Source organism: Streptomyces sp. NPDC056883, assembly GCF_042788835.1.
Taxonomy (GTDB): domain Bacteria; phylum Actinomycetota; class Actinomycetes; order Streptomycetales; family Streptomycetaceae; genus Streptomyces; species Streptomyces stoeckheimensis.
Map to the genome: position 1 here is coordinate 81,619 of NZ_JBHUBS010000003.1, position 21,446 is coordinate 103,064.

The following is a 21,446-nucleotide window of genomic DNA, read 5'->3' on the forward strand; positions in this document are numbered from 1 at the left end:
GGTCCATAAACGGTACGTTCGCGCGTTCGACCGGGACAAGCCGTGACCGTTGCGCTCCGCGCATCGATTCGTTGCGTGTTGGCGGGAGGAAGCGGCGATTCGTTGCGCGAAGGCCCTGCGAACGGTCCGAAGGCTCGTTTCGGGTGGTCTACGGGGCCGGGCGGAAGGCCGGGTGCACGCTCAGCCTGCGCAGGTCTTCCAGGATGTCGGGCGCGTGGTTCGAGACCACCCGGCCGCTCCAGCCGTCGCAGAGGGCGGGGACCGTGAGCGTGCCGTCGTGGTCGTGGCCGGCGGCCTCGTAGGCGCGGCGGAGCGCGTCGTGCCCCGCCGGGTCGGAGCCGGGCCGCAGGACGGTCAGGGCCACGGTGTCCCGCAGGCCCAGGTCGGCGAAGGCGGCGGTGACGCCGAGGCAGCTCGGACAGTCGTCGGCGGCGACGTACAGCCGGTACCGGTGCGGCACGGGCGAGAACCCGGTCCCGATGCGTCCGCGGAGGACGGCGGCCGCGGCCGGGGCCGGGGCGAGGCTCCGGGCGGGCGCCGGGACGTGGCTCTGGGAAGGCGCCGGGACAGGGGTCTGGACGTGCGCCCGGTCAGGGGTCTGGACGTGCGTCTGGACATGGGTCTGGACATGGGTCTGGGGCATGGCTCTCCTCGGTCTGTGTGCGTACGCGCGTGCTCGGCGGGGCCTCAGGAGGCCGGGGCCGTGGCACTGCAGACGCGGAGGAGATCTATGTGCAGCCGGCGGGTGAGCCAGGAGCGGCGCAGCGGGGTGGTGACGGAGGAGGGTGTGGTGCCGGAGGGTGCGGTGAGCTGGTCCACCGGGCCCCCCTTCCTGTCCGCCACCCCCATTAGGCTGGCGTTCGCAGTCTCATGGCACCGCCAGGGGCCGTCAAGACCGCCCGCACGAGTCCGTACAACTGCTCGTACGGGTGCCCGTACAGCGGCCCGCACACGTGACCGTACGCGTGCCTGCGCCCGATGGAAGGAAGCTCCCCCTCATGTCCCGTGAGTCCCGGCCCGGTGCGGTCCTCGACAATCCCGTCTGGGCCGCGCTCGACGGCCCGCACCGGGGCTTCGCCGAGACCGGCCCCGCCGGGCTCGCCGCCCGTTACCCGGCCGGGGTGTCGCCCTTCGCCGCGCTCTGCGACCCGGAGGATCCGCGGGCCTGGGCGGACCTGGCCGAGCTCGCCGGGCCCGGCCAGGAGGTCTGGGTGACCGGGCTGCCGACCCCGCCCGCGGGCTGGGAGACCCTGATGTCGATACCGGGCGTACAGCTGGACGGCCGGGCGGTACGGGGCAAGGAGGAGCCGGAGGCGGTCCTGCTGGGGCCGGCCGACGTGCCCGAGATGCTGGAGCTGGTCGAGCTGACCCGGCCGGGCCCGTTCGGGGAGCGCACCGTCGAGCTGGGCACGTACCTCGGGATCCGCCGCGGCGGCCGGCTCGTCGCGATGGCGGGCGAGCGGATGCGGCCGCCGGGCTGGTCGGAGATCAGCGCCGTCTGCACGCACCCCGGCCACCGGGGCGAGGGGCTCGCCGGGCGGCTGATCCGCGCGGTCGCGGCCGCCGTGGAGGAGCGCGGGGACTCCCCGTTCCTGCACGCCGCGGCGGAGAACACCGGGGCCGTGGGGCTGTACCTCTCGATGGGGTTCACCCTGCGCCGCGAGCCGGTCTTCATCGGGCTTCGCACGCCCGACACGAAGGCTTAACACGGATTGACATTCCATCCGTTGTGGCCCGGTCCCTCCTGATCTAGCGTCGGAAGCACGACCGGGGACCGACGAGCGAAGGGGGTGGGCCGGCATGACCGTACGAACCGCCGCTGCCGCCCTCACCCCGCGCCGTGCCGTCCGTCTGCACTCCCGCGCGCACATCGACCTGCTGCGCGTCGCCGGCTCCCTCTGTCGTTCCTGATCAGCGTTTCGCGATCCGCTCCGTCCTTCGCCGCGCCGCCCGATCAGGAGGCAGTTCCGCCATGCCCGTGCACCCTTCCCCCTCCCCGGCCCCCTCCCCGCCGTCCCGTCCCGCGCTCCACCTCGCCGTGGCCCTCGACGGCGCCGGCTGGCATCCCGCCGCCTGGCGCGAACCGGGTGCGGACGCCGACCGGCTCTTCACCGCCGGCTACTGGGCCGCGCTCGTCGCCGAGGCCGAGGCCGGGCTGCTGGACTTCGTCACCTTCGAGGACTCGCTGAGCCTGCAGTCCACCGATCCGGCCGGGCCCGACGGCCGCACCGATCTGGTGCGGGGCCGGCTCGACGCGGTGCTGGTCGCCGCCCGGGTGGCGCCGCTGAGCCGGCACATCGGGCTGGTGCCGAGCGTGGTGGCCACCCACACGGAGCCGTTCCACGTCTCCAAGGCGCTCGCGACCCTGGACTACGTGAGCCGCGGGCGCGCCGGGCTGCGCATCCAGATCTCCGAACGGCCCGACGAGGTACGCCACTTCGGGCGTCGTACGGCGCCACTGGACCCGGCCGAGCTGTACGGGGAGGCCGCCGACCACGTCGAGGTGGTGCGGCGGCTGTGGGACAGCTGGGAGGACGACGCCGAGATCCGCGACGTGGCCACCGGACGGTTCATCGACCGCGCCAAGCTGCACTACATCGACTTCGAGGGCCCCCGGTTCAGCGTGAAGGGCCCCTCGATCACCCCGCGGCCGCCGCAGGGGCTGCCCCCGGTGAGCGCGCTGGCCTCGGACGCCGCCGTGTACCCCTTCCTCGCCCGGTCGGCCGACATCGGCTACGTGCCCGCGCACGATGCCGGCGAGATCCGCGCCGCCGTGGCCGCGCTCCCCGGCACCCCGCACCTGTTCGGCGAGCTGACGGTCTTCCTCGACGAGCAGCCGGCCGCGGCGGAGCGGCGGCTCCAGCGGCTGGACGCCGCGCACGGGGCCGCGTACACGAGTGACGCCCCCGTCTTCGCGGGGACTCCGGCGCACCTCGCCGACCTGCTGCTGGAGCGGCGGGAGGCCGGGCTGACCGGCTTCCGGCTGCGGCCGGGGGTGCTCGCCCACGACCTGCCGGCGATCACCCGTGGCCTGGTGCCGGAGCTCCAGCGGCGCGGGGCGTTCCGGCGGGCCTACGAGGCCTCCTCGCTCCGCGGCCTGCTGGGGCTGCCGCGCCCGGCGAACCGGTACGCCGCCGGCCGGCCGGCTCCCGCCGCTTCCCCCGCCTCCACTGCTTCCTCCCCCGCCGCCTGATCGCCAGGAAGGACCGACAGCACCCATGAGCAAGCCGCTCAAGCAGATCCATCTCGCGGCGCACTTCCCCGGGGTCAACAGCACGACCGTGTGGAGCGACCCGGCCGCCGGGAGCCAGATCGACTTCGATTCCTTCGTCCATTTCGCGCGGACCGCCGAGCGCGCGAAGTTCGATTTCCTCTTCCTCGCCGAGGGCCTGCGCCTGCGCGAACAGGGCGGCGAGATCTACGACCTGGACGTGGTGGGCCGCCCGGACACCTTCACCGTGCTGGCGGCGCTCGCCGCCGTCACCGAACACCTCGGGCTGACCGGCACCATCAATTCCACCTTCAACGAACCGTACGAGGTGGCCCGCCAGTTCGCCTCCCTCGACCACCTGTCGGGCGGCCGGGCCGCCTGGAACGTGGTCACCTCCTGGGACGCCTTCACCGGGGAGAACTTCCGGCGCGGCGGTTTCCTGCCGCGCGAGGAACGCTACGAGCGGGCAAGGGAGTTCCTGGACACCGCCCACGAGCTCTTCGACTCCTGGGACGGCGGCGAGATCCTCGCCGACCCGGTCTCCGGGGAGTTCCTGCGGGACGCGGGCCCCGGCGCCTTCGCCCACCGGGGCGAGCAGTTCGACATCTCCGGGCACTTCAACGTGCCGCGCAGCCCCCAGGGCCGGCCGGTGATCTTCCAGGCGGGCGATTCGGACGAGGGGCGGGAGTTCGCCGCGGCCTCCGCGGACGCCATCTTCGGCCGGTACGGCACGCTGGACGAGGGCCGCGCCTTCTACGCGGACGTCAAGGGGCGCCTGTCCCGGTACGGGCGCACCCCCGACGAGCTGAAGATCCTCCCGGCGGCGACCTTCGTGCTCGGCGACACGGACGCGGAGGCGCGGGAGCTGGCCCACGAGGTGCGGCGCCTGCAGGTCAGCGGGGCGACCGCGATCAAGTACCTGGAACACGTGTGGAACCGGGACCTGTCGGGCTACGACCCGGACGGGCCGCTGCCGGACGTGGATCCCGAGCCCGGGGAGAACACCATCGCGCTGGGCCGGGCGAGCGTGCGGATGAACCGCGATCCGGTGGCCGTCGCGCGGGAGTGGCGGGAGCGGGCGGCCGCCGGGGGCCTGTCGATCCGGGAGCTGGTGATCGAGACGACCGCCCGGCAGTCCTTCGTGGGCTCGCCGCTGACCGTCGCCCAGGCCATCGACGCCCTGGTCCAGGCGGACGCGGCCGACGGATTCATCCTGGTCCCGCACCTGACCCCGGGCGGGCTCGACGCCTTCGCGGACACCGTCGTCCCGCTGCTCCAGGAGCGCGGGGTGTTCCGCCGGGAGTACGACGGCCCGACGCTGCGCGACCACCTGGGGCTGGCCGCGCCCCGCGCGCTCGCCCCCGTGCGCGGCTGACCCCGGCCCCCGCAGGACCCCATCCGAAGCCCGTCCCACAGAAGGGGGAACACCATGCCCGGTATCCCGCTCGGGGTCCTCGACCTCGTCCCGATCCCGTCCGGCTCCACGGCGGCCGAGGCCCTGCGCGGCAGCGTCGACCTGGCCCGGCAGACCGAACGGTTCGGCTACGTCCGCTACTGGTTCGCCGAGCACCACCTGAATCCGGGGGTCGCGGGGACCTCGCCCGCCGTCGTGCTGGCGCTGACCGCCTCGGCCACCTCCACGATCCGGATCGGCTCGGGGGCGGTCCAGCTCGGGCACCGCACGGCCCTGTCGACGGTCGAGGAGTTCGGCCTGCTGGACGCGGTGCACCCGGGGCGGATCGACCTGGGCCTGGGGCGCTCGGCGGGCGGCCCGCCGGCGCGCCGTGCCGGGGCCGAGCCGCCGGTGGCGTACACCACGGCGAACGGCCTGTGCATACCGAAGCCCTTCTCCTTCGCCCACCTGCGCGACCATCCGCGGATCGCGCTCCAGCAGCGGCTGTTGCAGCTGCCGGGGGCCACGGCGCAGGAGTACTCCGAGCAAGTGGGCGACGTACTGGCCCTGTTGCGCGGGGAGTACCGCTCGCCGGACGGGGTGGAAGCGCATGCCGTGCCCGGGGAGGGCGCCGAGGTGCAGGTGTGGGTGCTGGGGAGCAGCGCGGGGGTGAGCGCGGAGACGGCCGGTGCCAACGGGCTCCGGTTCGCGGCGAACTACCACGTCAGCCCGGCGAGCGTGCTGGAGGCGGCCGAGGCCTACCGGGCGGCCTTCAAGCCCTCGGCCGGGCCGGGCGGGCTGGACCGGCCGCACCTGACCGTGTCCGCCGATGTCGTGGTGGCCCCGGACGACGCCGAGGCGCAGGAGCTGGCCGCCGGGTACGCGCCGTGGGTGCACAGCATCCGGTCCGGTGAGGGTGCGATCCCCTTCCCTTCGCCGGAGGAGGCCCGCGCGCTGACCCGGGGCTGGTCCGCGGCGGAGCACGCGCTGGTCGCGGACCGGGTGGAGACCCAGTTCGCCGGTTCGCCGGCCACCGTCGCCGACCAGCTGGAGCGGCTGCGGGACGCGACCGGTGCGGACGAGCTGCTGATCACCACGATCACGCACGGGCACGCCGACCGGGTGCGCTCGTACCGGCTGCTCGCCGGGGAGTGGGCGCGGCGGGGGCATCTGCACTGGTAGGCCGGGCCGTTGCCGGGATGTCCGCGGGCGGGTTTGGCACGGAGCGGAGCGGTCACACGCGGGGAGGACAGTCTGCGACCTCACCGCGAAGGGAACCGTCATGAACCGCAGCCCCTCCAGGACGGCCACGTCCACCGCGTCCACCCCGTCCACCGCACCTCCCGCGGCTCCCCGCGTCCCGGCGGCCCGCGTGGCCCGGCTGCCCGGGTCCGCCGGACACCACTGGCAGTGGCAGTCGCGGGCCGCCTGCCGCGAGCTCGGCTCGACGCGGTTCTTCCATCCCGCGGACGAGCGGGGCGAGGACCGGGAGCAGCGCGACGAGGCCGCGAAGCAGGTCTGCGCCGGATGCCCGGTGCGCGCGGCGTGCCTGGAGCACGCCCTGCGCACGCGGGAGCCGTACGGGGTGTGGGGCGGTCTGACCGAGGAGGAGCGCCGCGAGCTGCTGCGCAAGCGCGGGAAGCGGGCGGCGGGGACGGCGGGGACCCCTACGCAGGCGCGCCGGAGGTGAAACGGCGCAGGAGCGGGGAGAGGACGAGGACGGACTTGGTGCGCTCCACGAAGGGCTCGCCCGCGATCCGCTCCAGGACCCGCTCGAAGTGCCGCATGTCCGAGGCGAAGATCTGGACGAGGGCGTCCGCGTCGCCGGTGACGGTCGACGCGGACACCACCTCGGGGTAGCGCTCCAGCCCCCGCCGGATGTCGTCCGGCGAGGTGTTGTGGCGGCAGTACATCTCGATGAAGCCCTCGGTCTCCCAGCCCATCGAGGCGGGGTCCACGCGGACGGTGAAGCCGGTGATGGCTCCTTCGGCGCGCAGCCGGTCCACACGCCGTTTGACGGCGGGGGCCGAGAGTCCGACCTCGGAGCCGATGTCCGCGAAGGAGCGGCGGGCGTCCTTGGCCAGGGCGTGCACGATGCGTTCGTCGAGATCGTTCAGTCGCACTACGGGTGGATCACTTCTCTGCTGCGGCCGGTTCTGCAGTGGCCAGTCGGGAGCGGCGGATGCCGTACTGGAAGTAGACCACGAGGCCAACGGCCATCCAGCCACCGAAGACGATCCAGGTGGCGGTGTCCAGGCTGAACATCATGTAGCCGCAGGCGAGCAGGCCCAGGATCGGCGTGATCGGGAAGAGCGCCACCTTGAAGGTGCGCGGCATGTCCGGGCGGGTCTTGCGCAGGATCACGACGGCGACGTTGACGAGGCCGAAGGCGAAGAGGGTGCCGATGCTGGTGGCGTCCGCCAGCTTGCCGAGCGGGATGAAGGCCGCGAGCGTTCCGCAGAAGAGGGAGACGATCACCACGTTGGCGCGGGGGGCGCCGCTCTTCGCGTCGACCCGGGCGAAGACCTTGGGCACGAGGCCGTCGCGGGACATGGCGAAGAGGATGCGGGTCTGGCCGTAGAGGACGGCGAAGACGACGGAGGCGATGGCCACGACGGCGCCGGCGGCCAGGACGACACCCCAGAAGGTGTGGCCGGAGACGTCGGTCATGATCTGGGCGAGCGCGGCCTCGGTGCCCTCGAAGTCCTGCCACGGCATGGCGCCGACGGCGACGAAGGCGACGAGGACGTAGAGCACGGTCACGATCAGCAGCGAGAGCATGATCGCGCGGGGCAGGTCGCGCTTGGGGTTCTTCGCCTCTTCACCGGCGGTGGAGGCGGCGTCGAAGCCGATGTACGAGAAGAAGAGCGTGGCGGCGCCGGCGCTGATGCCGGTGATGCCGAGCGGCGCGAGCGGGGCGTAGTTGCCGGCCTTGATGCCCATGAAGCCGATGCCGATGAAGAGCAGCAGGGTGACGATCTTCACGCCGACCATGATCGAGTTGATCCGGGCGCTCTCCTTGGCGCCGCGCATCAGGAAGACCATGGCGAGCAGGACGACGACCAGCGCCGGCAGGTTGATGAAGCCGCCTTCACCCAGCGGGGCCGAGACGCCGTCGGGGATGGTGACGCCTATGGTCCCGTCGAGGAGCTCGTTCAGGTACTCGCCCCAGCCGACGGCGACGGCCGCGACGGAGACCCCGTACTCCAGGACCAGGCACCAGCCGCAGACCCAGGCGACGAGCTCGCCCATGGTGGCGTACGAGTACGAGTACGAGGATCCGGAGACCGGCACCGATCCGGCCAGCTCCGCGTAGGAGAGGGCCGAGAACAGGGCGGTCAGGCCCGCGATGACGAAGGAGATCGTGACGGCGGGGCCGGCCTTGGGGGCCGCGGTGCCCAGGACGACGAAGATGCCGGTGCCGAGCGTCGCGCCGATGCTGATCATGGTCAGCTGCCACATGGTGAGCGAGCGGCGCAGGATGCCGCCCTCACCCTGGCCGCCCTCGGCGACCAGCTGCTCCACCGGCTTGCGGCGCAGGAGCGGGTGGGCGGGCTTGCGCGGCGCCTGGGGGGCGGGGGCGAGCGGGGGCGCCTGGCCGTGGTCGAGCACGAGGGGACTCCTTTGTCACTGCGGGTGGGGTTGAGGCGTCGACCGCAGCGGTCCGGAGCAGGAGCAGGCCGAGAGGGCCTGGGCATGGGGGACCGCCGAGCAGGCGGTCCACGCCACTCCACGTACAGCGAGTGAGCCTACGAGCTGAGTGATACCGCCCGTAATGCACCATCCTTGCACATAGGCGACTGATCGTTGCGCGGATCCGTCCTGGATGGTCCTTTGTTGCGCGGGGATGATCGATCAATGCGCGGACGATCCCGACCCACATTCTTGACACTTCGTCAGATCTGCCGCAGCGTGCCGCCATGGACCTGGACGTGCTCTACGAGATCGACGTGCCGCGGCCCTGGCGGGGAGCCCACCCGCACGGCCAGCGGGCCGCTGAGCAGCGCGCCTACCGGGAGGCGGTGGAACAGATCCGGCTCGCCGACCGGATGGGCTTCCGTACCGTCTGGGCGGTCGAACACCACTTCCGCGAGGGCCGCTCGCACTGCCCGGCCCCCGAGGTGCTCCTCGGGCACCTGGCCGGACTCACCGAGCGGATCCGGCTGGGCTTCGGCGTGACCCTGACCCCCTTCGCCTTCACCCCGCCGCAGCGCATCGCGGAGAAGGTCGCCACCGTCGACGTGCTCTCCGGCGGCCGGGTCGAGTGGGGCACCGGCCGGTCCACGCCCATGGAGCAGGCGGCCTTCGGGGTGGACCGGGAGAAGTCCCGCGACGACTGGCGCGAGGCCATCGAGATCGTGACCGGAATGTGGCGCGAGGAGTACTTCGCGTACGAGTCGGAGCGTTTCGCCTTCCCCCGCCGCATGGTCACCCCCAAGCCGGTGCAGGATCCGCACCCGCCCGCCTGGATGGCGGCCACCTCCCCCGGCTCCGCGGAGGTCGCGGGCGCGCACGGCCTCGGGCTGCTGTCCTTCTCGATCATGCAGCCGCTGGAGGCGATGGCCGCCCAGGTGGCCGCCTACCGGGCCGCTGCCGCCGCCCCGAGCCCCCTCACCGACGTCACCACGGACCGGGTCGCCGCCTACACCCTGGTCCACGCCACCCCGCCGCGCACCGACCCGGGTCCCCGGGTCTGGGAGTCGGTCGCCTGGTGGTACTCCAACCTGGCGCAGTTCACCCTGGAGTGGGAGCTGCCACACCTGGGCCCCGAGGAGCGGGAGCGGACCTTCCCGCTGCTCGCGCCGATCCTCGAAGGGAACGTACCCGTACGGGAGTTCAGCGACGGGGACATGATCCTCATCGGGGACGCGGAGACGATCGTTGCCAAGGCCAAGCGGTACGCGGACCTCGGCGTCGACCAGCTCATCTGCTACGTCCAGTGGGGGTACCTGGAGCACCGGGAGATCCTGCGGACCCTGGAGATCCTGGGCAAGGAAGTCATCCCGGAACTGGCCCGGTACACGCCGCGGAAGGCCTCCGCGTGAGCGACGGGCCCGACACGATCACCGACGGCTCCCCCGACGTCCCCTCCGTCCCCGACGTCCCCTCCGCCCCCTCCGCCCCCGACACCTCGCCCGTCCCCGACTACGCCGCCCTGCTCCGGCTCGACGGCCGGGCCCTGGTCCTGCTCGGCGCGGGCAACGGCATCGGCCGCCAGACCGCACACGCGCTCGCCGCGGGCGGAGCCCGCGTGCTGTGCGTGGACGCGGACGAGGAGCGGGCCCGGGCGGTCGCCGCCGAGACCGGGGGCGTCCCGTACGTCGCCGACGTCACGCGGCGCGAGGCCGTACGGGAGCTCTTCGCCGCGGCGCCGGAGCTGCTCGGGGGGCGCCCGGTCGGCGGGGTCGTCGACATCGTCGGCATGGCCCGGTACGCCGCGCTGCCCGAGCTGGACGACGAGGACTGGGACTGGCACTTCGACCTGGTGCTGCGGCACGCCTGGCTGGCCGTCCAGTACGGCGGCGAGGCCGTCGCCGCGGCCGGCGGCGGACCGCTGGTCTTCGTCGCCTCCGTCTCCGGGCTCACCGCCGCCCCGCTGCACGCCGCGTACGGGGCCGCGAAGGCCGGCCTGATCTCCTTGGTGCGCTCGGCGGCGGTAGAGCTGGGCCCGCGCGGGGTACGGGTCAACGCGGTGGCACCGGGGGTGGTGTGGACCCCGCGGGTGGCCGCCCTGCTGGGTCCCGAGGGGCGCAGGCTGAACGCGGCGAACGCCCCGCTGGGCCGGGTCGCGGAGACCCGGGACATCGCGGCCGCGCTGTACTTCCTGGCTTCGCCGCAGTCCTCGTACATGACGGGCCAGACGCTGGTCGTGGACGGCGGCGTCGGCGTGAAGTTCCCGTACCCGACGGTCGGAGGCGCACGATGAGCACACGGGAAGCCGGGCCGGACACAGGCTCGGACATAGGCGCGGAGGCCGGGCCGTGGCTGGACGCGGGGCCCTTCCTGCGCGGCGTTGCCTGGCTGGACGGGGGCCGGCCCGTGCGGGCCGATCCGGCCGACACCATGCGGCTGCCCTGGGACACCGGCGAGCGGGCCACCCTGCCCATCGGGGTGCGCCTGGAGTTCACCGCGCCGGGCACCCGGGCGGTGGACATCCACTACCGGGCGACCGTGCCCGGCCCCACCGACGCGCTGCGCGACCTCGCGCACGGGTTCGCCCTGTGGGACCGGCACGGGGTGGTCGCCGAGCTGTACACCGAGCCGGCCTCCGAGGCCGTCGTACGCCTCGAACTGCCGGGCGGCGCCGGACCGTTCACCATCCACCCGCCCGAGACCCAGTCCCCGCTGATCCTCGGCCTGCGCGGGATCGGCGGCCCGCTCGCCCCCGCACCGCCCGCCACCCGCTGGGTGGTGCACGGCGACTCCATCACCGAGGGCTGGTGGTCCACCCGGCCCGCGCACGGCTGGCCCGCGGTGGCCGGGCGGACGCTCGGCTGGGACACCGTCAACCTCGGCTACGCGGGCGCCGCGCGCGGGGAGCTGGCCTGCGCCGAGCAGCTCGCCGGACTCCCCGCGGACGTCCTCACCCTCGCCTTCGGCACCAACTGCTGGTCCCGCGTGCCCTTTTCGGCCCCCCTGCTGTACGAGACCACCCGCGCCTTCCTCGAACTGGTCCGCCAGGGTCACCCCCGGACACCGCTGCTCCTCCTCTCCCCCGTGCTGCGCCCGGACGCGGAGCGCACCCCGAACAAGCTGGGCGCCACCCTGGGCGCCCTGCGCGACGCGATGGAGCGCGCCACCCGGGAGCGGATCGCCGCCGGGGACGAGCGGCTGGTGCTGCTGCCGGGGCGGGAGCTGCTGGGCCCCGAGCACTTGGCGGACGGGCTGCATCCCAACGACGCCGGACACCGCACGCTCGGCCTCGCTGTGGCCACGGCCATGAAGCGGGCCGGGTTCGACCTGGGGTGAGTGAAACAGCCCACATCGGAGGAATTGAACAGACCGGCCCCGCGAGGGCGTGTCCTGCACAAGTTGCCGCCGCTCCACTCCGCTCCGCTCCGCTCGGACGGACGGATGGATGGATGCGACGGCGCAGGCAAGGACACACACGTGGGAGAGATCACGATGGGCATCAAGCGCGGAACCACCCTGGCGGCCGTGGCGGTCGTCGTCGCACTCACCGCGACCGCGTGCGGCGGGAGCGACCCGGCGGGCGACAACGCCAAGCCGGCCGGAGCGGTCGCCGCTCCCTCCCAGGCCCCGTCCTCGGGCGACGGCGACGGCTACGGCTCGGGCTCCGACGCCGACACGGCCGGCGCCGCCAAGCCCGGCGGCCAGCTGGCCATCGCCCAGGACGAGAAGCTCGGCTCCGTCCTCGCGGACAGCGCGGGCTTCACCCTCTACCGCTTCGACAAGGACACCGCGAAGCCGTCCAAGTCCTCCTGCGACGGGGACTGCGCGAAGGTCTGGCCGGTGGTCGCGGCCGGCGACGCCACCGCCGCGGCGGGCATGGACCCGGCGCTGCTGGGCGAGGTGGTCCGTACCGACGGCAGCAAGCAGCTGACGGTGGCGGGCTGGCCCGTGTACCGGTACAGCAAGGACACCAAGGCGGGCGACACCAACGGGCAGGGCGTCGGCGGCACCTGGTTCGCGGCGGCTCCCGACGGCAAGAAGGCGGCGAAGGCGGCCCCCGCACCCGGCGGCTCCGGCCAGGCCACCGGCGCACTGACCGTGGCCAAGGACCCGAAGCTCGGCGACCACATCGTCGACGGCAACGGGATGACCGTCTACCGGTTCAAGCCCGACACCGCGTGGCCCATGGTCTCCAAGTGCGAGGGCGACTGCGTGGCCAAGTGGCCGGTCGTGCCGCCGGTGGACCAGGCGAACGCCAAGGGGATCATCGAGAAGAACTACCTGGTGCTCGACCGCCCCGACGGCAAGAAGCAGCAGACGGTGAACTGCTGGCCCGTCTACACCTTCACCGGTGACAAGAAGGCCGGCGACATCAACGGGCAGGGCGTCGGCGGCACCTGGTACGCGGTCGCCCCCGACGGCAAGCTCATCACCGTCCAGTAGACCGGTCCTCCGGACCAACCGACCGCGCGGCCCCCGCCTCCCCTCCCCCCGGGGCGGGGGCCGCGCACCGTTTCGCCCCGGCCGGGCGGAACCTAGACTCCGCATCATGCTGCGCGTACTGGCCGTCGACGACGAGAAGCCCCTGCTCGAAGAGCTCCTCTACCTGCTGCGCTCGGACCCCCGGGTGCTCAGCGCCGAAGGCGCCTCGGACGCCACCGAGGCGCTGCGCCGGATCACCCGGGCACTGGAGAGCGGCCCGGACGGGGCCGACGTCATCGACGTGGTCTTCCTCGACATCCACATGGCGGGGCTGACCGGACTGGACATCGCCCGGCTGCTGGCCGGGTTCGCGCGGCCGCCGCTGATCGTGTTCGTGACCGCGCACGAGGGGTTCGCCGTACAGGCCTTCGACCTCAAGGCCGTGGACTACGTGCTCAAGCCCGTCCGGCCGGAGCGGCTGGCCGAGGCCGTGCGGCGGGCCTGCGCGCAGTCCGGCCGGTCCGGTGAGCAGCCCCCGGCGGCCGGGCCCGAGGCCGTGCCCGCCGTACCGGTGGCCCGCGCGGCCGCCCCCGAGGCCGTCGGGGCGCCCGTCGCGGCGGTCGCCGCGTCCGCAGCGTCCGCCGCCGCCCGCGGCGCGGACCGCGCGCCCGAGCAGATCGCCGTCGAACTGGGCGGCGTCACCCGCTTCGTGGCGATCGCGGACATCGCGTACGTGGAGGCCCAGGGCGACTACGCCCGGCTGCACACCGACGAGGGCAGCCACCTGGTACGGATTCCACTGTCCACCCTGGAGGAGCGGTGGGCGGCCCGCGGATTCGTCCGCATTCACCGCCGCCACCTGGTCGCACTGGCCCGCATCGACGAACTGCGCCTGGACGCGGGCACCACCACGGTCCGCGTCGGCGTGGCCGAACTCCAGGTGAGCCGCAGGCACACACGGGAGCTCCGGGACCTACTGATGCGCCAGGCGATGGGCTGAACCACCCCCGACGCGGGGCGCAGCCCCAGGGGGTCCGGGGCGCAGCCTCGGGGAACGGGCGAAGGGTGGGTAGGGGACAGCCCCGCAGGGCGCGCGCCGACCGTCCGGCGCGGCGGCGGACCGTTCACCGTGCGGGCAGGGACGTACGGCGATCCGCCCGGGCCGTCGGCCGCAGCACCGGCCGGACCGGCCACCCGCACGGACCCCCGCGGGTATCGTGGATCTTCGGCCCCGGGAGGAGGCAGATGTCCGAAATCCAGGCGCTGCTCGACGCGCTGACCGGACTGCCCCGCACCCGGCCGGCCGGTCCCGCCGAGGCGGAGGTGCTGCTGGCCCGTCTGCGGAGCGCGGCCGCGCGCTGGGCCGACGTCCTGTACGAGGCCCACGAGGGCGCGTACGGCCACCTGCCGCCCCGGGCCGAGGCGGCCCTGACGCTGGCCTTCCGGCGCGCCGAGGAATCGTACGTGGAGCTGGAGATCGCCCTGCGGGACTGCGCGGAGCACCGCGATCCCGCCCGCTGAGCCGGATCCGGCCTGACCTGCGAGAGGGCCTGTCGCCTGGTCCGGGGGCGTGCGTAGACTCCCGGAGCCCCGGCAGACGGCCGGGACCCGACACCCGCGCCGGGCCGCGCCGCGCGCCCGCGCCCCAGCCGAAGGACCCGCCGGTGAACCAGACGTACGCGCTGACCGCGGTTGCCGTCGTCGTCCTGGTCACGGTGCTGGTCGGCGCGCTGGGCCTGCGGATCTCCCGGACCACCTCGGACTTCTACGTGGCTTCGCGCACGGTCGGCCCGCGGCTCAACGCGGCGGCCATCGGCGGCGAGTACCTCTCGGCGGCCTCCTTCCTCGGCGTGGCCGGGCTGGTGCTGCTCCAGGGGCCGCAGATGCTCTGGTACCCGGTGGGCTACACCGCCGGGTACCTGGTGCTGCTGGTGCTGGTCGCGGCCCCGCTGCGGCGCTCGGGGGCGTACACCCTGCCCGACTTCGCCGAGGCCCGGCTCGAATCGCAGGCGGTGCGCCGGATCGCGGTGCTGTTCGTGCTCGGCGTCGGCTGGCTGTACCTGCTGCCGCAGCTCCAGGGCGCGGGCCTGACCCTGGAGATCCTGACCGGGGCCCCGCACTGGGTGGGCGGGGTGGTCGTCGCCTGCGTGGTGACGGCGGCGGTGGCGGCCGGCGGGATGCGGTCCATCACCTTCGTGCAGGCCTTCCAGTACTGGCTGAAGCTCACCGCCCTGCTGGTGCCCGCGTTCTTCCTGCTGGCCGCCTGGGCGGGGGACGGCGCCCCGCGCGCCTCCTTCGACGCCCCGGCGGTGTTCCGCGAGCACACCGCCGTCACGCTGGCCGAGGACGTACGGCTGTCCCTGGACGCGCCGCTGACGGTGACGGTGACCGGCCAGGTGGACGGGCGGGCGTACGCGGGGCAGCCCGTGACCCTCGGCGCCGGGCAGCATTCCGTACGGGCGCACGCGCGGCTGGAGTTCGCCCCGGACTCCGCGGTGCCGCAAGGCCGGGCGGAGGCCGGACCCGGCGTGTCGAGCTGGTCGGAGCCGCTGTCCGGGGACCGTCCCGAGCTGCGGCTGTACGCGACGTACGGGCTGATCCTGGCCACCTTCCTCGGGACCATGGGGCTGCCGCACGTGGCGGTGCGCTTCTACACGAGCCCGAACGGGCGGGCGGCGCGGCGCACCACGCTGGTGGTCCTCGGCCTGGTCGGTGCCTTCTACCTGCTGCCGCCGGTGTACGGGGCGCTGGGCCGGATCTACGCCCCGGAGCTGGCCCTGACCGGGGAGGCGGACGCGGTGGTGCTGGTGCTGCCGGCCCGGGTGGTGGGCGGGGTCGCCGGGGAGCTGCTGGGGGCGTTGCTGGCGGGGGGCGCGTTCGCGGCGTTCCTGTCCACGGCTTCGGGGCTGACGATGGCGGTGGCGGGGGTGCTGCACCAGGACGTGCTGCCTTCGCGCGGGGTGCGGAGCTTCCGGGTCGCGGTGCTGGTCGCGATCCTGGTGCCGCTGGCCGGGAGCGTGGCGGTGACGGAGGTGCCGGTGGCGGACGCGGTGGGGCTGGCCTTCGCGGTGTCGGCGTCGTCCTTCTGTCCGCTGCTGGTGCTGGGGATCTGGTGGCGCGGGCTGACGCCGCCGGGGGCGGTGGCCGGGCTGGTGACGGGGGGCGGGGCGGCCTTGAGCGCGGTGCTGGCGACGCGGGCCGGGCTGGCTCCGGCGGGGTGGGCGAACACGCTGCTGGCATGGCCGGCGGTGTGGTCCGTCCCGCTCGGCTTCCTGACGATGGTGCTGGTGTCGCTGGGCACGCGCGGGCGGATCCCGGCGGGGACGGCGGCGACGCTGGCGCGGCTGCACCTGCCGGAGGACGTGGCGGAGTCGGCCCCCGCGGGCGGCGGAGTCGGGGGCGCGGCTGTCGCGCCCGCCGGAAAGGACGATGCTCGGTGATCGGAGCACCGCTCTCGACGAAGGGCGGCACACCATGAACGGAGCACTGCTCTCGGTGCTCGTCGCGGCCGGCGGGGCACTGCTGCTCGGCCTCGGCTGGGCGGGAGGCCGGTGGCACGCCCGGCAGGGCGAGCGCGCCCTCGGCCTCGACCTCGGCACCCCCGTCGAACGGGCCACCTTCCACACCCTGCACACCGCCTCCCTCGCCGCTCCCCCGCTGCGCGCCGGCCTCACCGAGGACGCCGCCCGCAAGGCCGCCCGGCGCCTGCGCTCCCTCCTTGGGACCGAGGCCCTGTGCCTGACGGACCGCGAGAGCGTCCTCGCCTGGGACGGCCCGGGCGCCGACCACCACGAGCGCCGTGCGATGGCCCGGGTCGCGGTGATGCTGGACTCGGGGCGCAGCCAGAGCGTGCGCACCGAGTGCGAGCGGCCCGACTGCCCCCTCAAGTGGGCCGTGTTCGCCCCGCTGACCGGCGAGGACGGGATGCTGGGCGCGCTGGTGGCCTACGGGTCACGGGAGTCGGCGGTGCTGGTGCGGGCCGCCACCGAGGTGGCGCGCTGGGTGTCCGTGCAGCTGGAGCTGTCCGAGCTGGACCGTTCGCGGACCCGGCTGATGGAGGCCGAGATCAAGGCGCTGCGCGCGCAGATCTCCCCGCACTTCGTCTTCAACTCCCTGGCGGCGATAGCCTCGTTCGTGCGCACCGATCCGGAGCGGGCCCGGGACCTGCTGCTGGAGTTCGCGGACTTCACCCGCTACTCCTTCCGCCGGCACGGGGAGTTCACCACGCTGGCCGAGGAGTTGCGGTCCATCGAGCAGTACCTGGCGCTGGCCGGGGCCCGGTTCGGGGAGCGGCTCAAGCTGACCTTGCAGGTGGCGCCCGAGGTGCTGCCGGTGGCGCTGCCCTTCCTGTGCCTGCAGCCGCTGGTGGAGAACGCGGTGAAGCACGGGCTGGAGGACTCCACCGAGGAGTGCCGGATCACCATCGCGGCCCGGGACGCGGGCGCGGAGGCGCTGATCACGATCGAGGACAACGGCGTCGGGATGGATCCGTCCCTGCTGCGCCGGATCCTGGCCGGGGAGCAGCCGGGCGCCTCCTCGGGCATCGGGCTGCCCAATGTGGACGAGCGGCTGCGGCAGGTCTACGGGGACGGCCACGGGCTCGTCATCGAAACGGGTGTGGGCGCGGGCATGAAGATAACGGTCCGGATTCCCAAATACCGTGCGGGGGTGCACAGTTCGGCCCCACCTGGCCGAATTCCCCGGCGCTGACCGGACCGTGAGCTGCCATCCTGGAGGGGGCGCGAACGACCGGAGGGATCGCCGACGTGCGGGTCGGGCGAGAACAGCACCGCGACGAGTGCCGTGATGCGTTGCGGACGTGGGTGCGGGCAGGTGCGGAGGGCGGCGGAGCCTGCCTGGTCGTGGAGGGAGAGCCGGGCGCGGGCCGCACCGCCTTCCTGCGCGAGGCGCTGACCGAGGCGGCCGCACTCGGCTGCCGGGTCCGGTACGGGGCCGCCGAGGCGCTGGGCACCGGACTTCCGCTGCGCGCGGCGCTGGACTGCCTGCATCCGGCCGGCCCCGGGCGGGCCCGGGCGCTGGCCCTGCTGCGGGAGGCGGCCCGGTCGGCCGAACCGGGCGGGGCGCTGCTGGCGGCCGTGGACCTGCTGGCGGCCGATGTGGAGGAGTGGTGTGCGCGGCGGCCGCTGCTCCTGGCCCTGGACGACCTCCAGTGGGCGGATCCGGCCTCCCTGCTGCTGTGGCGCCACCTGGCGCGCGCTGCGCAGCGGCTGCCGCTGCTGCTGCTGGCGTCCCGGCGGCGGCTGCCCCGGCGGGCGGACGTGGAGGAGCTGTGCGCCTCCCTGGGCGGCGGGCCGGGCGGGCGGACGCTCCGGCTGGAGCCGCTGACGGGGGCGGAGTCGGCCGCGCTGGTGCGGGAGGTGCTGGGCGCGGCGCCCGGTCCCCGGCTGCGCGAGGCCGCCGGGCACGCGGGCGGCAATCCCCGGCTGCTGCGGGAGCTGCTCGCGCACTGGTCCGGGATCATCGAAGTCCGCGCGGACTCCGCCGAACTGACGCTCCCGGTCGGGGACTTGCCGCCGCCCCCGGAGACGGCGACCCGGGAGCTGAGCCGGCTCCCCCCGGCGGCCCTGGCCACGCTCCGGCACGCCGCCCTGCTCGGACCGGCCTTCACGGCGCGCGAGCTGGCTCTCGTACGGACGCTGCCGGTCCCGGAGCTGCTCGCGGACCTGGAGACCCCCCTGCTGACCGGCGTACTGGAACCGGGCCCCCTGCCCGGCGGGCTCCCGGCCGGTGGTGAGGCCTTGCGGTTCCGGCAGCCGGCCGTGCGGCTGGCGCTGTACGCGGAGCTGCCGCGGGCCGCCCGCAGCGTCCTCCACCAGGACGCCGCGCGGGCCTTCGCCGAGGCCGGGCTCGATCCCGTCCGGACGGCGGGGCAGTTGCTGGCGGGCGGGGCGCTGGACCCGTGGGCGGTGCGGTGGACGGCGGAGTCGGCGCAGGCCCTGATCGCGGTGGCGCCCGAAACGGCGGCCGCGCTGCTGGGCCGCGCCGTGGAACAGGGCGCGGCCCGGCAGCCCGACCGGGCCGGGGATCCGTACCGGGAGGCCCTGGAGGACGGGCTCGCCGACGCCGCGCTGATGCTGCGCCGGCCGGAGTCGGTGGAACTGCTCCGCACCCTGCGGGAACGAACGCAGGATCCCGGACGGCGGGCCGCCCTCGCCTTCAAACTGGTGTCGGCGCTGATGATCCAGGGAGACATGGCCCGCTCCCTGAAGGTCACCGAGGAGGCCCTGGCCGAGGAGGCATCGACGGAGGAGGTGCCGACCCAGGAGCTCTCCGCCGAGGCAACGTCGACCAAGGAGCCCTCGGCCCAGCAGGCATCGACCGAGGCGGCGTCGACCAAGGAGGCATCGGCCGAGGCGGCGTCGGCCAAGGAGGCGCCAGCCGGGCAACTATCCGCCCAGGCGGCGTCGGCCCAGCCGGTGTCGACCGAAGCGGCGCCGACCAAGGAGCCCTCGGCCCAGGAGGCATCGACCGAGGCAGCGTTGACCAAGGGGGCGCCAGCCGTGCAGGCATCCGCCCAGGAGGCACCGGCCCAGCCGGTGTCGACCGAAGCGGCGTCGACCAAGGAGGCGCCAGCCGTGCAGGCATCGACCGAGGCGGCGTCGACCAACAAGGTGCCGGCCGGGCAGGCATCCGCCCAAGAGGCATCACCCGGGCATGCGCCCCCCGGGGCCGTCGGCCGTGCTGCCATGCGGTTGCGGCTGGAGGCGTGTCGGGTGTTGGCGCTGGCCGATCTGCACCGGCCGGAGGAGGCGTACGTGCTGGCCGGACCGCTGGTCGCGCGGGCGCGGCAGCTGGGCGATCCGCTGTGCGGGGCGGAGGCCGAACACGCCATGGCCTTCGCGCTGTTCCACCTGAACCGGGGCCGGGAGTCGCTGCGCCACGTGGCGGCCGGGATCGCGCACGCCCGCCGGAGCCCGGCCGCCAATGACATGCGGCTGCTGTTGCTCTCCAACCAGGCCGAGGGGCACCTGCGGTTCGACGAGCCGCACGCCGCCGCGGCCGCGCTGCGGGAGGCCCGGGAGCTGGCGGCCCGCACCGGTTCGACGGGCCGGCTCGTGGTGACGGAGGCCCTGCTGGCCGATCTCCGCTACCGGCTCGGCGACTGGGACGCCGCGCTGGCCGGCCTCGCCCGGGCGGAGGGCATGCCCGTCTCGGACGGCTGGCTGCCGGTGCTGACCCACGGGCTGCGCGCCCTGATCCTGGGCCACCGGGGCGAACGGGACGCCGCCCGGGCGGAGTTGGCCGAGCTGGGCCCGGACGCGTACGAGCCGCCCGCGGCCCGTCGGCACACCGCGCACGTCCTGCTGGCCCGCGCCCTGCTGGCGGAGCGCGACGGGAACCCCCGCGAGGCGCTGGAGGCGTTGCTGCCCGCCTTGGAGGACGGTGTGGACGAGGCGGTGGCCTTCGACCGTCCCTGGGCGCTGTCGGAGGCCGTCCGGCTCGCGCTGGAGGACCGGGACACCGAGGCGGCCCGGTCGGCGGTGGCCGCCTGCGCGCGCACGGCGGCGGCCCTGCCGGAGCAGCCGGGTCCGGCGCTGGCGCTGCTGCGCTGCCGCGGGCTGTTCGCGCAGGACCCGGAGCTGCTGGCGGAGACGGCGGCGCTGGCGCGGGGCGGGCTGGTGGCGGGCCAGACCCTGGAGGACCTGGCGGTGGCGCGGGCCTGGCACGGGGACCTGCCGGGCGCGCGGTCGGCGCTGACCGGCGCGGTGGCCTCGTACGAGCTCCTCGGTGCCCGGTGGGACATCGCCCGGGCCGACGGACGGCTGCGGAGCCTGGGTGTGCGGCGGGGCAGCCGGGCTGCGCGGCGCAGGCCCGCGCGGGGGTGGGAGGCGCTGACTCCGGCGGAGCTGAAGGTGGCGGTGCTGGTAGCGCGGGGCCGGACGAACCCGGAGATCGCCTCGGCGCTGTTCCTGTCCCGCCGGACCGTGCAGACCCATGTCTCGCACATCCTGGCGAAGCTGGAGGTCCGCTCACGCGCGGAGGTGGCCGTCATCGTAGCCGGGCAGGAGGGCGCGCAGGGCCCGCAGGGCGTAGTACGTACGGGATTTGACCGTGCCGGCGGGTACTCCGAGCTCTTCGGCGGCCTCGCAGACGCTGGCCCCGCGGAAGTAGATGAGCAGGAGCACGGCCCGGTGATCGGGGCTGAGTAGGCGCAGGGCTTCGCGGACGTCGAGGACGGCGACCGACCGCTCGGTGCGGTCCTCGTCGGCCGGCGACTGCTCCAGCCCGTCGGGGCCGACCTCGGCCGGGCGGGACAGGCGGGCCCGGCGGGCGTCGATGGCCACCCGCCGGGCGACGGTGTACAGCCAGGGCCGCATGGAGGCGTGGGCGCCGCTCTCCAGGGCTTCGGGGTGCTTCCATGCGCGGAACAGGGTCTCCTGGACGAGGTCCTCGGCGCGGTGGCGGTCACCGAAGGTGAGTCCGAGGAGGAATCCGTGGAGCGCCTTGCCGTGTTCCCTCTCCAGCCGGGCGAGGGCGTGCGCATCGGTGCGGCGGCGGCTGACCGTGACGGTGCCGGCGGTCGCGAACATGGGCGACATGGGCTACCCCTTCCGGGTCGGGATGCGGCTCGGTGTGCACCGAGCGTGCCGGACCGCGCGCGTGGAGTTATCCGCCGCCTGACGTAACCCACCGCACCCTGCGCCCACCGGTCGTCCCCCGTCGGTGAACGGTCGTCCCCCGTCCGGCCGACGAGGTGGGCGGCGGCGGGCGCGGCGGTACGCGAACGGCCCCGCAGCCGTCCGGGCGGACGGCGGCGGGGCCGCG

19 protein-coding genes and 1 pseudogene are annotated in these 21,446 nt (G+C 74.6%); 15 read left to right on the top strand and 5 right to left on the bottom strand.

The features are described 5' to 3' along the window. Positions 1-148: 148 nt before the first annotated feature. Positions 149-643, bottom strand: coding sequence for a hypothetical protein (locus ACFRU2_RS09405; protein ID WP_382969810.1), 495 nt, complete (start codon positions 641-643; stop codon positions 149-151). Positions 644-687: 44 nt separating this feature from the next. Further along, positions 688-843 carry a hypothetical protein gene (locus tag ACFRU2_RS09410; protein WP_382969813.1) on the bottom strand — a complete coding sequence of 52 codons (156 nt, stop codon included), beginning with the start codon at positions 841-843 and terminating at the stop codon, positions 688-690. Between the two features lie 155 nt (positions 844-998). On the opposite strand from ACFRU2_RS09410, the gene ACFRU2_RS09415 reads away from it, so the two are divergent. The 6 genes from ACFRU2_RS09415 (at position 999) to ACFRU2_RS09440 (ending at position 6,294) form a co-directional block, all read left to right on the top strand. Then, positions 999-1,706, top strand: a complete 708-nt coding sequence (locus ACFRU2_RS09415) for a GNAT family N-acetyltransferase (RefSeq protein WP_382969816.1) — start codon at positions 999-1,001, stop codon at positions 1,704-1,706. A gap of 94 nt (positions 1,707-1,800) precedes the next feature. Further along, complete coding sequence (locus ACFRU2_RS09420) at positions 1,801-1,911, top strand: putative leader peptide (protein ID WP_351439380.1); 111 nt, start codon at positions 1,801-1,803, stop codon at positions 1,909-1,911. Positions 1,912-1,972: 61 nt separating this feature from the next. After that, a complete protein-coding gene (locus ACFRU2_RS09425) occupies positions 1,973-3,193 on the top strand; it encodes an LLM class flavin-dependent oxidoreductase (RefSeq protein WP_382969819.1) in 1,221 nt (406 codons plus the stop codon). 25 nt (positions 3,194-3,218) lie between these two features. Next, a complete protein-coding gene (locus tag ACFRU2_RS09430) occupies positions 3,219-4,586 on the top strand; it encodes an NtaA/DmoA family FMN-dependent monooxygenase (protein ID WP_382969822.1) in 1,368 nt (455 codons plus the stop codon). Between the two features lie 54 nt (positions 4,587-4,640). After that, positions 4,641-5,786 (top strand): LLM class flavin-dependent oxidoreductase, encoded by a 1,146-nt coding sequence (locus ACFRU2_RS09435; protein ID WP_382969824.1) that lies wholly within the window; start codon positions 4,641-4,643, stop codon positions 5,784-5,786. Between the two features lie 100 nt (positions 5,787-5,886). Continuing rightward, a complete protein-coding gene (locus ACFRU2_RS09440) occupies positions 5,887-6,294 on the top strand; it encodes a WhiB family transcriptional regulator (protein WP_382969827.1) in 408 nt (135 codons plus the stop codon). Here ACFRU2_RS09440 and ACFRU2_RS09445 read toward each other — a convergent pair. After that, on the bottom strand, positions 6,272-6,727 hold the full coding sequence (locus tag ACFRU2_RS09445; protein ID WP_243334460.1) for an Lrp/AsnC family transcriptional regulator: 456 nt from the start codon (positions 6,725-6,727) through the stop codon (positions 6,272-6,274). The genes ACFRU2_RS09440 and ACFRU2_RS09445 overlap by 23 nt on opposite strands. 10 nt (positions 6,728-6,737) lie before the next feature. Continuing rightward, positions 6,738-8,216, bottom strand: a complete 1,479-nt coding sequence (locus tag ACFRU2_RS09450; protein ID WP_382969831.1) for an amino acid permease — start codon at positions 8,214-8,216, stop codon at positions 6,738-6,740. Between the two features lie 308 nt (positions 8,217-8,524). On the opposite strand from ACFRU2_RS09450, the gene ACFRU2_RS09455 reads away from it, so the two are divergent. From ACFRU2_RS09455 to ACFRU2_RS09495, 9 genes and pseudogenes are all read left to right on the top strand, one after another. Beyond that, positions 8,525-9,649 carry an LLM class flavin-dependent oxidoreductase gene (locus ACFRU2_RS09455; RefSeq protein WP_382969834.1) on the top strand — a complete coding sequence of 375 codons (1,125 nt, stop codon included), beginning with the start codon at positions 8,525-8,527 and terminating at the stop codon, positions 9,647-9,649. Then, complete coding sequence (locus ACFRU2_RS09460) at positions 9,646-10,530, top strand: SDR family NAD(P)-dependent oxidoreductase (RefSeq protein WP_382969836.1); 885 nt, start codon at positions 9,646-9,648, stop codon at positions 10,528-10,530. The genes ACFRU2_RS09455 and ACFRU2_RS09460 overlap by 4 nt, the downstream gene beginning before the upstream one ends. After that, entirely contained in the window at positions 10,527-11,573 is a 1,047-nt protein-coding gene (locus ACFRU2_RS09465) for a GDSL-type esterase/lipase family protein (RefSeq protein ID WP_382969839.1), read from the top strand. Before ACFRU2_RS09460 ends, ACFRU2_RS09465 begins: the two co-directional genes overlap by 4 nt. A gap of 156 nt (positions 11,574-11,729) precedes the next feature. Next, positions 11,730-12,680 (top strand): SCO0930 family lipoprotein, encoded by a 951-nt coding sequence (locus tag ACFRU2_RS09470; RefSeq protein ID WP_382970808.1) that lies wholly within the window; start codon positions 11,730-11,732, stop codon positions 12,678-12,680. A 106-nt stretch (positions 12,681-12,786) separates the two neighbouring features. Continuing rightward, positions 12,787-13,659, top strand: coding sequence for a LytR/AlgR family response regulator transcription factor (locus ACFRU2_RS09475; protein WP_382969842.1), 873 nt, complete (start codon positions 12,787-12,789; stop codon positions 13,657-13,659). Between the two features lie 245 nt (positions 13,660-13,904). Further along, a complete protein-coding gene (locus ACFRU2_RS09480; RefSeq protein ID WP_250741408.1) occupies positions 13,905-14,180 on the top strand; it encodes a hypothetical protein in 276 nt (91 codons plus the stop codon). Positions 14,181-14,323: 143 nt separating this feature from the next. Next, on the top strand, positions 14,324-16,099 hold the full coding sequence (locus ACFRU2_RS09485; RefSeq protein ID WP_382969845.1) for a cation acetate symporter: 1,776 nt from the start codon (positions 14,324-14,326) through the stop codon (positions 16,097-16,099). Between the two features lie 34 nt (positions 16,100-16,133). Further along, positions 16,134-17,369, top strand: coding sequence for a sensor histidine kinase (locus ACFRU2_RS09490; protein WP_382969848.1), 1,236 nt, complete (start codon positions 16,134-16,136; stop codon positions 17,367-17,369). 56 nt (positions 17,370-17,425) lie between these two features. Further along, positions 17,426-20,614, top strand: a pseudogene (locus tag ACFRU2_RS09495) (AAA family ATPase); the annotation flags it as partial. Between the two features lie 36 nt (positions 20,615-20,650). Here ACFRU2_RS09495 and ACFRU2_RS09500 read toward each other — a convergent pair. Then, positions 20,651-21,220, bottom strand: coding sequence for a sigma-70 family RNA polymerase sigma factor (locus ACFRU2_RS09500; RefSeq protein ID WP_382969851.1), 570 nt, complete (start codon positions 21,218-21,220; stop codon positions 20,651-20,653). Between the last annotated feature and the right edge of the window lie 226 nt (positions 21,221-21,446).

Excerpts from the sequence above, each read along its gene's own strand:
- ACFRU2_RS09405 (WP_382969810.1), bottom strand. The coding sequence starts at position 643 with ATGCCCCAGACCCATGTCCAGACCCATGTCCAGACGCACGTCCAGACC.
- ACFRU2_RS09415 (WP_382969816.1), top strand. The coding sequence starts at position 999 with ATGTCCCGTGAGTCCCGGCCCGGTGCGGTCCTCGACAATCCCGTCTGG.
- ACFRU2_RS09420 (WP_351439380.1), top strand. The coding sequence starts at position 1,801 with ATGACCGTACGAACCGCCGCTGCCGCCCTCACCCCGCGCCGTGCCGTC.
- ACFRU2_RS09425 (WP_382969819.1), top strand. The coding sequence starts at position 1,973 with ATGCCCGTGCACCCTTCCCCCTCCCCGGCCCCCTCCCCGCCGTCCCGT.
- ACFRU2_RS09430 (WP_382969822.1), top strand. The coding sequence starts at position 3,219 with ATGAGCAAGCCGCTCAAGCAGATCCATCTCGCGGCGCACTTCCCCGGG.
- ACFRU2_RS09435 (WP_382969824.1), top strand. The coding sequence starts at position 4,641 with ATGCCCGGTATCCCGCTCGGGGTCCTCGACCTCGTCCCGATCCCGTCC.
- ACFRU2_RS09440 (WP_382969827.1), top strand. The coding sequence starts at position 5,887 with ATGAACCGCAGCCCCTCCAGGACGGCCACGTCCACCGCGTCCACCCCG.
- ACFRU2_RS09455 (WP_382969834.1), top strand. The coding sequence starts at position 8,525 with ATGGACCTGGACGTGCTCTACGAGATCGACGTGCCGCGGCCCTGGCGG.
- ACFRU2_RS09465 (WP_382969839.1), top strand. The coding sequence starts at position 10,527 with ATGAGCACACGGGAAGCCGGGCCGGACACAGGCTCGGACATAGGCGCG.
- ACFRU2_RS09470 (WP_382970808.1), top strand. The coding sequence starts at position 11,730 with ATGGGCATCAAGCGCGGAACCACCCTGGCGGCCGTGGCGGTCGTCGTC.
- ACFRU2_RS09475 (WP_382969842.1), top strand. The coding sequence starts at position 12,787 with ATGCTGCGCGTACTGGCCGTCGACGACGAGAAGCCCCTGCTCGAAGAG.
- ACFRU2_RS09480 (WP_250741408.1), top strand. The coding sequence starts at position 13,905 with ATGTCCGAAATCCAGGCGCTGCTCGACGCGCTGACCGGACTGCCCCGC.
- ACFRU2_RS09490 (WP_382969848.1), top strand. The coding sequence starts at position 16,134 with ATGAACGGAGCACTGCTCTCGGTGCTCGTCGCGGCCGGCGGGGCACTG.
- ACFRU2_RS09500 (WP_382969851.1), bottom strand. The coding sequence starts at position 21,220 with ATGTCGCCCATGTTCGCGACCGCCGGCACCGTCACGGTCAGCCGCCGC.